Annotated in this window: 8 protein-coding genes and 1 pseudogene; 2 read left to right on the top strand and 7 right to left on the bottom strand. The window is 67.7% G+C overall.

The window, feature by feature from the left end:
• Positions 1-18: 18 nt before the first annotated feature.
• Positions 19-1,347 carry an aminotransferase class I/II-fold pyridoxal phosphate-dependent enzyme gene (locus A9X01_RS05030; RefSeq protein WP_065119635.1) on the top strand — a complete coding sequence of 443 codons (1,329 nt, stop codon included), beginning with the start codon at positions 19-21 and terminating at the stop codon, positions 1,345-1,347.
• Positions 1,348-1,349: 2 nt separating this feature from the next.
• Here the strand turns inward: A9X01_RS05030 and A9X01_RS05025 are convergent, their stop codons facing one another.
• From A9X01_RS05025 to A9X01_RS30340, 7 genes and pseudogenes are all read right to left on the bottom strand, one after another.
• Complete coding sequence (locus tag A9X01_RS05025) at positions 1,350-1,625, bottom strand: DUF4190 domain-containing protein (protein ID WP_065119633.1); 276 nt, start codon at positions 1,623-1,625, stop codon at positions 1,350-1,352.
• A 53-nt stretch (positions 1,626-1,678) separates the two neighbouring features.
• The gene (gene treZ, locus A9X01_RS05020; RefSeq protein ID WP_065119631.1) at positions 1,679-3,412 is read right to left on the bottom strand and encodes a malto-oligosyltrehalose trehalohydrolase; all 1,734 of its coding nucleotides are present in this window, start codon (positions 3,410-3,412) and stop codon (positions 1,679-1,681) included.
• Entirely contained in the window at positions 3,405-5,705 is a 2,301-nt protein-coding gene (gene treY / locus A9X01_RS05015; RefSeq protein WP_065119629.1) for a malto-oligosyltrehalose synthase, read from the bottom strand. Before treY ends, treZ begins: the two co-directional genes overlap by 8 nt.
• Positions 5,706-5,708: 3 nt before the next feature.
• Entirely contained in the window at positions 5,709-7,901 is a 2,193-nt protein-coding gene (gene glgX / locus A9X01_RS05010; RefSeq protein ID WP_065119628.1) for a glycogen debranching protein GlgX, read from the bottom strand.
• A 42-nt stretch (positions 7,902-7,943) separates the two neighbouring features.
• Positions 7,944-10,088 (bottom strand): acetyltransferase SucT, encoded by a 2,145-nt coding sequence (gene sucT / locus A9X01_RS05005; RefSeq protein ID WP_065119751.1) that lies wholly within the window; start codon positions 10,086-10,088, stop codon positions 7,944-7,946.
• 384 nt (positions 10,089-10,472) lie between these two features.
• Positions 10,473-11,144, bottom strand: a pseudogene (ripD, locus tag A9X01_RS05000) (NlpC/P60 family peptidoglycan-binding protein RipD); the annotation flags it as partial.
• Between the two features lie 322 nt (positions 11,145-11,466).
• A complete protein-coding gene (locus A9X01_RS30340) occupies positions 11,467-11,892 on the bottom strand; it encodes a hypothetical protein (RefSeq protein WP_065119750.1) in 426 nt (141 codons plus the stop codon).
• 84 nt (positions 11,893-11,976) lie between these two features.
• On the opposite strand from A9X01_RS30340, the gene A9X01_RS04990 reads away from it, so the two are divergent.
• The gene (locus tag A9X01_RS04990) at positions 11,977-13,290 is read left to right on the top strand and encodes an adenosylmethionine--8-amino-7-oxononanoate transaminase (protein WP_065119626.1); all 1,314 of its coding nucleotides are present in this window, start codon (positions 11,977-11,979) and stop codon (positions 13,288-13,290) included.
• Positions 13,291-13,293 lie beyond the last annotated feature (3 nt).

Here is a 13,293-nt window from a genome sequence, read left to right as displayed (position 1 = left end):
TAGTACATAATAGTCTTTATGCCAGTACGATATAGCATAACCGGAACCGGCGCGGAGTCCATAGCCGCCAGCGTCGAAGAGGGCATCTCCGACGGCGCCCTGGCACCCGGCGATGCCCTGCCGTCGATCCGCGAGGTCGCGGCCCAGCTCGGGGTGAACGCGAACACCGTCGCCGCCGCCTACCGCCTGCTGCGCGAACGCGGCGCGGTCGAGACCGCCGGACGGCGCGGCACCCGCGTGCGGGATCGGCCGGCGACCACGCCGCGCTCGCTGCTCGGCCTCGCAGTGCCCGCGGGCGCCCGCGACCTGTCGACCGGCAATCCCGACCCGGAGCTGCTGCCCATCGCCACCGCGCAACTCGCCCGCCCGAACACCGGCAAGCCGCTGCTGTACGGGCAGTCGGCGATGTCTGCCGAGCTGGCGAAGTTCGCCCGGAAGGATCTGGGTGCTGACCGGGTTCCGGCCGATTATCTGACGGTGACCAGCGGCGCACTGGACGGCATCGAGCGGGTACTGGCCGCGCATCTGCGTCCCGGCGACCGGGTGGCGGTCGAGGATCCGGGCTGGGCCAACATGCTCGATCTCGTTGCGGCGCTTGGCCTTTCCCCGGAACCCGTCAAAGTTGACGACGAGGGGCCGGTGGTGCTGAGCATGGCGCGGGCGCTGCGGCGCGGAGCGCGGGCCGTCATCGTCACCACTCGGGCGCAGAACCCGACCGGCGCCGCACTGTCCAAGGAACGCGCCGCCGCGCTGCGCAGCTTGTTGGCCGCCAAGACCGGTGATGTGCTGGTGGTCGAGGACGATCACTGCGCCAGGATTTCCGGCGCCCCGCTGCATCCGCTGGCCGGCGCCACCCGTCGCTGGGCGTTCGTGCGTTCGGTATCCAAGGCCTACGGCCCCGACCTGAGGCTCGCGGTGCTGGCCGGAGACCGCCGCACCGTCGAGCGCGTGCACGGCCGGTTGCGCCTCGGCCCCGGCTGGGTGAGCCGACTGCTGCAGGATCTCGCGGTCCGCATGTGGACGGACGAGGCCGCGACGGAAATGGTGCACACGGCCCAGGTCCGCTACACCAAGAATCGCGAGGCGCTGCGGGCGGCGCTGGCCGAGCGCGACATCACCGCGCACGGGAAATCGGGGCTCAACGTCTGGATCCCGGTGCCCGACGAGACGGTAGCGATCACCAGGTTGCTCAGCGCGGGCTGGGGCGCGGCACCGGGTACCCGCTTCCGGATGGAGACGCCGCCCGGGATGCGCATCACCATCGCGGACCTCAAGGACGATGAGATCGACCCGCTGGCCGACGCCATCGCCGAGGCTGTGCACGGTAGCGGGCCCGCGAGTGTGTGAGCTCAGGCCAGCAGCCAGACGAACAGCGCAACGTAGCCGAGGAGGTGCGCCACCGACAGCGCCAGCCCGGCGATCGCCATGGCGCGGCCTTCACGGTTCGCCGGCTCGCAGCGCTGCAGCGCGTTGAGCGCCAGCGGGATGGTGATCAATGACGTCGGGACGAAGAAGAGCAGGTACTGCAGGACGCCGACGGTCAGGCTGAGCAGGGCCAAACCGTTGATCGCCCGCCGCTGCGGCGCGAAGACGGGGAACGCGAATGCCGGGCTGATCGTCGTCATGTCACAAGACCCTCGGGCACGGCGCTTGCCGGATCCTTGGCGGATCCTTGACGTCAGCCGCTGCGCAGCACGGCGAAGGAATGCCCAGGCAGCTCGATGGCGCTGTCGCCGATGTCCGGCGGGTCCCACGCCAGTACCAGCTCACCGGTGATCGGCACCCGCACCGGCTCCGCGCCCAGATTGCAGGCCAGCTGCAGCGTGTTGCGCCGCAGCACGATCCAGCGCTGCTCCTCGTCATAGTCGACCGTCAGACGATCAAGCCACGGGTCGGCGAAGTCGGGCTCGTCGCGCCGCAGTGCGATCAGGTCGCGATAGGTCCGCAGCAGCCGGGCGTGTTCGCCGGAGTCCACCTCGTCCCAGATCAGCTTGGAACGCTGGAACGTCTGCGGGTCCTGCGGGTCGGGAATCTCGTCGGCATCCCAGCCGTGTTCGGCGAACTCGGCCTTGCGTCCGTCCCTGGTGGCCTGCGCCAGTTCCGGCTCGGGATGCGAGCTGAAGAATTGGAATGGGCTGGAGGCGCCCCACTCTTCGCCCATGAAAAGCATTGCCGTGTAGGGCGACTCGAGCACCAGCGCGGCCTTGACGGCGAGCTGGCCGCCGGTCAGGTTCTGCGAGGGCCGATCCCCGAGCGCGCGATTGCCGACCTGGTCGTGGGTGCAGGTGTAGGCCAGCAGCCGGGTGGCGGGGATTCCGGTTTCCTCGGAGGTGTCCAGCGGCCGTCCGTGCCGGCGTCGCCGGAACGACGAATAGGTGCCGGCGTGGAAGAAGCCGTGGCGCAGCGTCTGGGCCAGCGTGGCCAGCGAGCCGAAATCGGCGTAGTAGCCTTGCCGTTCGCCGGACACCGCGGTGTGGATGGCGTGGTGAATGTCGTCGGCCCACTGCGCGGTGATCCCGTAGCCCCCACGATCGCGCGGGGTGATCGTTCGCGGGTCATTCACGTCGCTCTCGGCAACCAGCGACAACGGACGGCCCACTTGCCTTGACAGCCAGTCTGTTTCGGTGGCCAGCTCCTCCAGGATGTGCACGGCGGTGGTGTCCACCAGAGCGTGCACGGCGTCCAGGCGCAGCCCATCGGCGTGGAATTCGCGCATCCAGCGCAGCGCGCATCCGATGATGTAGCGGCGCACCTCGTCGGAGTCGGCGTCGGCGATGTTGATGCCCTCACCCCATGGGTTGCTGGCCGAGGACAGGTACGGGCCGAACTTCGGCAGGTAGTTACCGGACGGCCCCAGGTGGTTGAACACCGCGTCGATCAGCACACCCAGCCCGCGGGCGTGGCACGCGTCGACCAGCCTGACCAGTCCGTCGGGTCCGCCGTACGGTTCGTGCACGCTGTACCAGAGCACACCGTCGTAGCCCCAACCATGGGTTCCGGCAAACGAATTGACCGGCATCAGCTCCACGAAATCCACCCCGAGCTCGACGAGGTAGTCCAGCTTGGCGATGGCGGAATCGAAGGTGCCCTCCGGGGTGAACGTGCCGACGTGCAGCTCGTAGATCACCGCACCCTCGACCGACCGGCCGGCCCAATCGCCATCGGTCCAGGCGGCGGCGTCGGCATCCCATAACTGCGAGCGTCCGTGCACCCCGTCGGGCTGGCGGGCGGACCGCGGGTCGGGCAGCACGGTGGTGTCGTCGTCGAGCAGGAAGCCGTACCGGGCCTCGGGCGGCGCGTCGACGGTCGCGTGCCACCAGCCGTCGTCGGATCGAGTCATCTCGTGGACGGCACCGTCGACGTCGAGGCGTACTCGCTCGGGCTTGGGCGCCCACACCCGGAAATCAGGCATTGTTGCGCTCCAAAAGGACGACCGGCAGGTCGGCGAACAACTGGGCGGCCGAGGTGGGTCCACTGGACATGGCCCCGGTCAGCCGGTCGGTCCACGAGCCCTCCGGCAGCGGCAGCACCGTATCGCCCCAGCCGAGGTCGGCCAGCCGCACCGTCCATCGGGTGACTGCGACCAGGATGTCGGGTCCGCGGCGGAATGCCACCACGTGGTCGCTCGCCTGACCGGCGGCAAGCACTGGGACGTAGTCGCCGTGCAGGAAGCAGTCCGGGCGTGAGCGTCGCAGCCGCAGGGCGGTGGTGACGACTCGAATCTTCGGATGCTGCAGGTCGTCAAGGGCTGCGCGGCGGACGGCGTAGTCGACTTCGCGGCGGTTGTCCGGGTCGACCAGGCTGTCGTCCCACAACTCGGTGCCCTGGTACACGTCGGGGATGCCGGGCACGGTCAGGGCCAGTAGCTTCTGGCCGAGCGCGTCGCTGGCGGCATGCGGATTGAGTTGACCGACGAGTTCGGTCAACGCCCCGGCCACCGGCCCGTCCAGCACGGTGTCCAGCCAGCGGTGGACACCGTCCTCGAAGTCGGCATTCGGATCGTTCCACGTCGTGTGCACCGCTGCTTCCCGGATCGCTTTCTCGGCATAACCGTGCAGCCGCTCGCGCAGCGAATCGGTGACCTCGCCGCTGACGGGCCAGACGCCGAAGATGTTCTGCCACAGGAACTGTCCGGTCGCCGGGTCGGGGGAGGGGGCCTGGACCTCCCAGCGTGCGACGAACTCCGTCCACAACGACGGGACCTGGGAGAGCACGCCGATCCGCGCGCGGACATCCTCGCCGCGCTTGGTGTCGTGGGTGGTCAGCGTCGTCATCGCTTGCGGCCACAGGCGGGCGCGGGTCACCGCACTCTGGTGGAACTCGGCGGCGCCGACACCGAACCGGTGCGGTTCGCCGCCGACCTCGTTGAGTGAGACCAGCCGCGCGTCGCGGTAGAACAGGCAGTCCTCGACGGATTTGGCGGTGACCGCGCCGCACAGTTGCTGCAGACGGGTCGCGGGCTCACCCCCGGTGGCCAGCGCGGCGGCCAGCACTTGCAGAGCGGGGCCGTATTCCGGTTGCGCTGCTTGCGTTTTGGCCAATGCCGTGGGAAGCGTCGCGGCCAGCCCCTGGTAGTCGGAACGGTAGACGTCGATGTGGGTGAGCAGCGCCGCTATCGCATCCGGCAGCAGCGGATCGTCGGCCTTGGCCGTCGCCACGATGCTGCGTCGCAGCCGGGCCAGCTCACTGCCGAGGGTTTCTGTCGCCGCCTGGATCTTCAGCTCGGCCAACCTCTGCGGCATTTCGTCGTAATCGACACCGGCGGATTCGACCAGCGCGGTGAGCGCCGGCGCCCCGCTGGGGTCGACGAACAGGCCGCCCACCTCCCGCAGCACGTCGTAGCCGGTGGTGCCGGCCACCGGCAATGTCGGCTCCAGGGCCTCGTCGACGGCCAGGATCTTCTCGATCACGATCCATGCCTCGGGTCCGAGCAATTCTCGCAGCCACACCAAATAGCCTGCGGGATCGGATAATCCGTCGGGGTGATCGATCCGAACCCCGTCGACGATCCCTTCGTTGACCCACCGCGCGACCTCGGCGTGGCTGGCCTCGAACACCGCACGATCCTCTTGGCGCAGTCCGGCCAGCGAGGTGATCGAGAAGAAGCGGCGATATCCCACCACGCCGTTCTTCCAGCCCACCAGCCGGTAGTGCTGCCGGTCGTGCACCTCCGGTCCGGTCCCGCTCCCGGTACCCGGCGCGATCGGAAAAGCCAGATCACCCAGTCGAAGTAGGTCGCCGTCGACGGTCAGGCCCGCGACGTCGCCGTCAGATCCCAACACCGGCAGGATGATTCGCCCCGATTCCTCCAGGGTCCAGTCGATGTCGAAGAACGACGCATACTCCGAATCCCGGCCGTGCCGCAGCACATCCCACCACCACGCGTTCTGCTCGGGCTTGTCTACACCGACGTGATTGGGTACGACGTCGACGATCAATCCCATGCCGCGGGCGCGCGCCGCGTCAGCCAGCCGGGCCAGGCCCTCCGGCCCGCCGAGGTCGGCGGACACGGTCTCCGGGTTGGTGACGTCATAGCCGTGCGACGAGCCGCTCACCGCGGTCAGGATCGGCGACAGGTACAGGTGCGACACCCCGAGTTCGTCGAGGTAGTCAAGCAGATTCTCGGCGTCGGCAAGGGTGAACGCGAACCCGCTGGACGCGCCGCGCAACTGCAACCGGTAGGTTGCTGATACGGGAAAAGGCATATGTCACAACGTCTTACGTAGGATCAGCACGGAACGTCCGGCCAGCGCGACTTCTTCGCCGTCCTTGACGACCCGTTCGGCTGCGCCGGTCGGGCTGGTGGTGTCGAGCTCCACCGTCCACTGCTGGGCGTAGTCACCGTGGGGCATGACGAAGGTGACCTCCTGGTCGTGGGCGTTGAAGCAGAGCAGGAACGAGTCGTCGACGATGCGCTCGCCGCGCCGGTTGGGTTCGGGCAAGGCTTGGCCGTTGAGGAACACCGCGATGCTCTTGCCGAAGTCGTTGTCCCAGTCCTGCTCGGTCATTTCCTCGCCGGCCGGGGTCAGCCAGGCGATGTCGTGCACTTCTGCGCCGGTGCGTAAGGGACCACCCTTGAGGAAACGGCGGCGGCGGAACACCGGATGTTTCCTGCGCAGCCTCGTCACCCGTTTGGCGAACGCCAGTTGGTCGGAGTTCTTCTCCGCCAACGACCAGTCCATCCAAGACAATTCGGAATCCTGGCAGTACACGTTGTTGTTGCCGTGCTGGGTGCGGCCGAACTCGTCGCCGTGGGAGATCATCGGGGTGCCCTGGCTCACCATGAGGGTGGCCCAGAAGTTGCGCATCTGTTGGCAGCGCAGCTCGACGATGTCGGGATCGTCGGTCGGGCCTTCCACGCCGCAGTTCCACGACCGGTTGTGGCTTTCGCCGTCGCGGTTGTCTTCGCCGTTGGCCTCGTTGTGTTTTTCGTTGTAGGACACCAGGTCGTGCAGGGTGAACCCGTCATGGGCGGTGACGAAGTTGATGCTGGCGCTGGGCCGTCGCCCGGTCGCCTCGTAAAGGTCCGACGACCCGGTCAGCCGGGAAGCGAACTCGCCAAGTGTTGCGGGTTCGCCCCGCCAATAGTCGCGCACAGTGTCGCGGTATTTCCCGTTCCATTCGGTCCACAAACCTGGGAAATTGCCGACTTGATAACCGCCTTCGCCGATGTCCCACGGCTCAGCGATCAGTTTCACCTGGCTGACCACTGGATCCTGCTGCACCAGGTCGAAAAACGCTGAGAGGCGGTCGACGTCATAGAACTCGCGCGCCAGCGTGGCCGCCAGGTCGAAGCGGAAACCGTCGACGTGCATCTCGAGCACCCAGTACCGCAAAGAGTCCATGATCAGCTGCAGCGTGTGCGGGTGTCGCACGTTCAGGCTGTTCCCCGTGCCGGTGAAGTCCTTGTAGTGCCGCAGATCCCCGTCGACGAGGCGGTAGTAGGCGGCGTTGTCGATGCCGCGGAAGTTGATCGTCGGGCCGAGATGGTTGCCCTCGGCGGTGTGGTTGTAGACAACGTCGAGGATCACCTCGATGCCGGCTTCGTGGAACGTGCGCACCATCGACTTGAACTCCGCGACCGCGCCACCGGGCTTGCGGGTGGCCGCGTACTGGTAGTGCGGGGCGAAGAAGCCGAAGGTGTTGTAGCCCCAGTAGTTTCGCAGGCCCAGGTCGAGCAGCCGATGGTCGTGCATGAACTGGTGCACCGGCATCAGTTCGATGGCGGTGACATTGAGCGACTTCAGATGGTCGATGATCGCCGGGTGCGACAACCCGGCATAGGTCCCACGCAGCTCGTGCGGGATGGCGGGATGGGTCTGGGTCATGCCCTTGACGTGCGCCTCGTAGATCACCGTCTCGTGGTACGGCGTGCACGGTGCGCGATCCGATGCCCAGTCGAAGAACGGGTTGATCACCACGGAGGTCATGGTGTGGCCCAGCGAATCGACCATCGGGGGAGTGCCGGTCTCCGACGGATTCTCGGCGGCGACCGCCAGGTCGTAGGAGTACAGCGCCTGGCCGAAGTCGAAGTCGCCGACGAACGATTTGCCGTACGGGTCGAGCAGCAGCTTGCTGGGGTCACACCGCAGCCCGGCGTCCGGGTTGAACGGGCCGTGCACCCGGAATCCGTACCGCTGGCCAGGCGTGACGTTCGGTAGGTAGCAGTGCCAGATGTAGCCGTCGACCTCGTCGAGGTTGATCCGGGTCTCGGTGCCGTTCTTCGCGATCAGGCACAGCTCGACGCGGTCGGCCACCTCGGAGAACAGCGAAAAGTTGGTGCCGGCACCGTCATACGTGGCGCCGAGGGGAAAAGGCGCGCCCGGCCAAACCGTCGCCAGAGCGGGCGACGTGTCGGCCTCGTCAAAAGGACTTTCGTTCTTTCGCTCGGTCGAAGCCATTACTCGACCTTAATCGTGACGCGTCGCGGCCGGAGGTTGTCGTCACCACCAACCGGTGATTGCTGCGATCTGCCGTCCGAGCTCAGGCGCCAGAGTGCGCATGTAGGTCGCGGTCAGGTGATGAGGATCACGGTAGATCAGCACGTTGCCCTCGACGGCGCGGCACAGGTCGGGACGGCAGATCGCGTCGGACAGATCCAGCGGCTTCAGCAGCGGGAACTGCCCGACGAAATCCAGCGTCCCGTTGCGATCGGAGAGCAGCTCGCTGCGTTTGATCCCGCAGGACGTCGAGTTGCCCGCCTTGGCCAGGCAGTCGGCGGGGTTGAACGGTTGGCCGTCCTTGACCAGCCACGGGGTGTCCCGGACCGCCAGGACCGGAATGTTGTTGTCGGAGAACGTCTGCCAGATCCCGATGTAGGTGGCGGGCATCACGTCGCCGGGCTTGATGTTCCACGGTCGGGTCGACGTGGTGAACACGTAGTCGGGGCGGTCGCTGACCAGTTTGGCCATCGTCGTCTCGACCCATTCCCGGCACTGCGGGTACGGGGCGTTGTTGCCCATGATCAGGGGGACCTGTTCGGTGGACAACGCGCAGCCCATCTTGAGGTAGGTCACCACCCGGAAGTGATGCAGCCTGCCCAGCAGGTCCAGCGCGGGCAGCCAGTGTTCGGCGTGCGAGCCACCGGCCAGGGCGATGGTCCGGGGAGCGTTGTCGTCGCCGTAGGTGCAGTTGACGACGGCGGGGTTGGCGAAGTCGCTGATGCAGCCGTCTTTTGTGGAAGCGGGCAAGTCTTCCTGGACCTCGAGCACGGTCGGCCGCATCCGCAGCGACGGCACCCGCACGTGGTTGACCAGCGCCCGTGCACCGGGGTAGTCGTTGGCGCTCAGGCCACTGAGCTCCTTGCCGGCCGCACGTTCGATCACCAGGTGCTCGCGCCAGGTGAACGAGGTCGCGGTCAGTGTGACGCCGAGCAGCGCCACGATCGATCCCAGCGCCATGGTGGGCCGGCGCATCCGCTGGCGCCAGGCGACCGGCGCGGGCCGCGGCGCGTTGGCCCGATAGCGCAGCGGGTCCTCGACGTGCCGGGTGGTCAGGTAGGCCAGCACACCGGATACCAGCAGCACCGCCGCGCCTTCGAAAAAGTTGGCGTCTTTGTGGCCGGTGTAGGCGAGCCAGAAGATGAGCAGTGGCCAATGCCAGAGGTACAGCGAGTAGGCCATCGCTCCGAGCGTGAACAGCGGACCAATCGCGAGGATCCGGCTCGGCGCCGGCATCCGGCCGCGGGTGTCCGGGCGGGCCTGCATGTTCGCCCCGGCCAGGATCATCAGCATGGTGGCGCCCACCGGCACCAGCGCCCACGGGCCCGGGAACTCTTGGACGCCGTCGATCAGTGCGCCGCAGGACAGGATCGCGGCCAGCGCCACCGTGGCGACCACCGTCCGCAACCACATGGGCCACCGAATGACGGGGACCACGGCGCCGACCAGCGCACCGAGCAACAGCTCCCAGCCTCGGGCGAAACTGTTGTAGTAGGCGATCGGTTGATACTGGTTATGCGCGATGATCGCGTAGACGAACGAGGCCACCGTCAGCGCCGTCAACAGCACCACGAAGAAGGTCCGCAGGTGCTTGCCCAGCACTCCGCGCAGCAGATATGCGCTGCCGGCCACCAGGATAAGAAAGGCCAGATAGAACTGGCCCTGCACCGACATCGACCAGATGTGCTGCAGCGGACTGACGGCCTCGCCCGCGCGCAGGTAGTCCGCGGTCGAGTGGGCCAGCTCCCAATTCTGGTAGTAGCCCAGGCTGGCCAGACTCTGGTCGGCGAACGTCTCCCACCGGGTCTGCGGCTGGATCAGCACAGTCAGGAGTGCGCAGCCGGCCAGCACCACCACCAGGGCAGGGACCAGCCGGCGAACCAGCCGCACGACTTCGGTGACCGGGGACAGGGTGCCGGCGAGGGCGGCCCGCAGCACCTTGCCGCCGAAGAAGAATCCGGACAGGGCCAGGAAGACGTCCACGCCGCCCGACACGCGCCCGAACCAGACGTGGAAGGCGGCGACCAACGCGATCGCGATCCCGCGCAGGCCGTCGAGGTCGTGGCGGTAGAAGCCCGAAGAACGGGTCCCCATAGCGCCCGGCTCCCCGCTGGTAGCCGGTCTGGAAGGCGGTGTCTGCGTCTGCATGATCACCGTTAACTTACCGAAAACCGCCACTCGCTCCTGAGCGCTCGTTCGGGCGAGGCGCTCACACTCTCGCTGGACGGCGGCGCCGGCGGCGAGGGAGCAAGTGGCGGCGGTGCGGAGAAGTTCCGTCGGTTACCGGGCGGGGGCGCCGGGAATCGGCTGCACCGGCACCAGCTGCAACGGCGGCGTCGGGACCGCCTGCGCGGGCGCCGGTTGGGCGGGGACCTGCTGCAACGGCGTCTGCTGGCCGGGCAGCTGCGCCGGCGCTTGCGGAGTGAGTGCCTGTTGCTGCAGCGGCGCCTGCTGGGTCGGCAGTTGCTGCACCGGCGGTTGCTGCAGCGGCGCTTGCTGACCCGGAACCTGCTGCGCCGGGGCTTGCAGCGCCGGAACCTGCTGCGCCGGGGCCTGCTGGGCCGGTGCTTGTTGTCCCGGCACCGCCTGGGCCGGGGCTTGCTGTCCCGGCACCGCCTGGGCCGGGGCTTGCTGTCCCGGAATCTGCTGAGCCGGGGCCTGCTGTGCGGGCGCCTGTTGAACGGGCGCCGGTGCCGCCGGCACCTGCGCGCCCAGGATGCGCACCAGGTACGGCGTCATGCCGTTGCTGCGCACCGGCGAGACCTGGACGACATCGCCGACCTCGAGCATCTGACCGTTGCCGAGGTACATAGCGACGCTCTGAGTCCCTTCGGGACCGTAGAAGATCAGGTCAGCTTTGCGGGCCTGTTGCGGCAGCACCCGCTCACCGACCCGGTACATCTGGCCCGACGACCGGGGCAGCTTGAGCCCAGCTCCGGCGTAGGCGTACTGCATCAGGCCCGACGCGTCGAACCCGACGGTGTTGATGCCCGACCCGGTGCCGCGAGTTGGGCCCGTGACACCGCCGCCGGCCCACGAGAACGGCACGCCGCGCTGCGAGAGCCCGCGCGCGATGACGGTGTCGGCGAGTTGCTGGTAGTCCGAGGCCCGAGTGTAGGGATCGGCTGCCGCCAGCCCGGTGGTCGTCACCATGGGTGCGACCAGCATGGCCAGGCCGGCCGCCAAGGCGTAGACGCGTTTCATGTCGTTCCCTCGTTTCCTGGGGCCTCGCGGCCCCTCTGTGCCTCAGCGCGGTGAACCGCGCATCCGCTGCCGTTCCAGACCGGCCGCCACGTCGGGGCCGAGCGCCGCTGGATGACACTTGGTGGGGTGAACGGCCCAGTCAGCCCGTTCTATTCACACCAGTCACTACAGACACTTTGGCAACAGAGATTAGCGAGGGCCAGAGGCGGCAAACATTCTTTGTCGTAACGTGACCGGACGGTGATTAGCAGGGCCAATTCCGTGACGGCAGTTGTGATTTCGGTCTCACAAGTGTTGCCGCGGCGTGATGCTTCGCGGCGGTCTAGTGCCAGTAGTTGCTGCTGAAATCGGTGAGCGCGCGAGCGACCACTGAGGTCAGACTCAGGACGCCGACCGACACGATCGGCCAGAAGCACATGAACCAGCCCTTGACCAACGAAACAATCGGGCCCAGCAAAGCCGCGGTGACCGCTGCGCCGACGCCGCCCCACACCAGCGGATAGATGTAATAGTCGACGCCGAACGGCACCAGTCCGCACTCTTCGCCTTGGCAAACCGTCTCGGTGAAAGCGAACAGTCGCGTCGGCCAACTGGTCATGGTGACCGCGGCGATCAGCAGCGCCAGCAGGACCAACATGGTGACCACGTCCCAGGGAACCAACCGCAGCCTGATGATCCGCAGCTCGGGTTTGTCCTCCGCCAGCTCCACATCAGTTTGTGTGTCCGTGGACTCTTCAGGTGCGGTCATGTCCTGCATGCTTCCCGATGAACGGCTTTTCTGCGACCGATGGGGCGTCGGCGGGGCGTCACGGCTGCATTAGTCTCGGCTTCCATGGCAGCGGCCGGAACGTCCGGATCCAAGCTGACGCCCGCGCAGATCAGCGCGATCGACGCCGCCCATCTGTGGCACCCCTACAGCACCATCGGCGCGGAAGCCGTCGCCCCGGTGGTCGCGGTGGGCGCGCGCGGCACCCGGCTGACGCTCGTTCGGGACGACGAGCGAGTCGAGGTGATCGACGCGATGAGCTCCTGGTGGACCGCCATCCACGGCCACGGCCACCCGGTGCTGGACGCGGCGATGACCGCCCAGCTGGCCACCATGAACCACGTCATGTTCGGTGGCCTCACCCACGAGCCCGCCGCCCGGCTGGCCCAGCTGTTGGTGGAGGTGACGCCGGAGGGACTGGAGACGGTCTTCTTCAGCGACTCGGGGTCGGTATCGGTGGAAGTGGCCGTGAAGATGGCATTGCAGTACTGGCGCAGCCTCGACCGCCCCGGCAAGCACCGGCTGATGACCTGGCGGGGTGGCTATCACGGCGACACCTTCACCCCGATGAGCATCTGTGATCCCGACGGCGGCATGCACTCGCTGTGGACCGACGTGCTGGCCGACCAGGTGTTCGCGCCGCGGGTGCCGCGCGACTACGACCCGGATTACAGCGCGGCGTTCGAGGCGCAGCTGGCCCGGCACGCCGCCGTACTGGCCGCGGTGGTGGTGGAGCCCGTTGTGCAGGGGGCGGGCGGGATGCGCTTCCACGACCCGCAATACCTGGCCGACCTGCGCGACATCTGCCGCCGGCATCAGGTGTTGCTGATCTTCGACGAGATCGCCACCGGCTTCGGGCGCACAGGCGAGTTGTTCGCCGCCGACCACGCCGGCGTGAGCCCGGACATCATGTGCGTCGGCAAGGCGCTCACCGGTGGGTACCTCAGCCTGGCCGCGACCCTGTGCACCGCCGAGATCGCACGCACCATCAGCACCGGAGCGGCGGGCGCCCTGATGCACGGTCCGACGTTCATGGCCAACCCGCTGGCGTGTGCGGTGTCGGTGGCCAGCGTCGAGTTGTTGTTGAGCCAGGACTGGCGGTCGCGGGTCGCCGAGATCGGCGGCGAACTGGTCGCCGGGCTGGAACCCGCCCGGACCGTGCCCGGAGTTACCGACGTGCGGGTCTGCGGCGGCATCGGCGTCATCGAGTGCGAGCGGCCGGTGGATCTGGCGGTCGCCACCCCTGCCGCCATCGAACACGGGGTGTGGCTGCGGCCCTTCCGCAACCTGATCTATGCGATGCCGCCTTACATCTGCACGCCCGTCGAGATCGCCCAGATCACCTCGGCGATGGTGCAGGTCGCACGCCTCGTAGGCTGAACC

It is taken from the genome of Mycobacterium asiaticum, assembly GCF_001668675.1.
In the GTDB taxonomy this organism is placed as follows: Bacteria; Actinomycetota; Actinomycetes; order Mycobacteriales; family Mycobacteriaceae; genus Mycobacterium; species Mycobacterium asiaticum_D.
The sequence above is the reverse complement of the archived record's forward strand: the minus strand, read 5'-3'. Positions and strand labels throughout refer to the sequence as shown.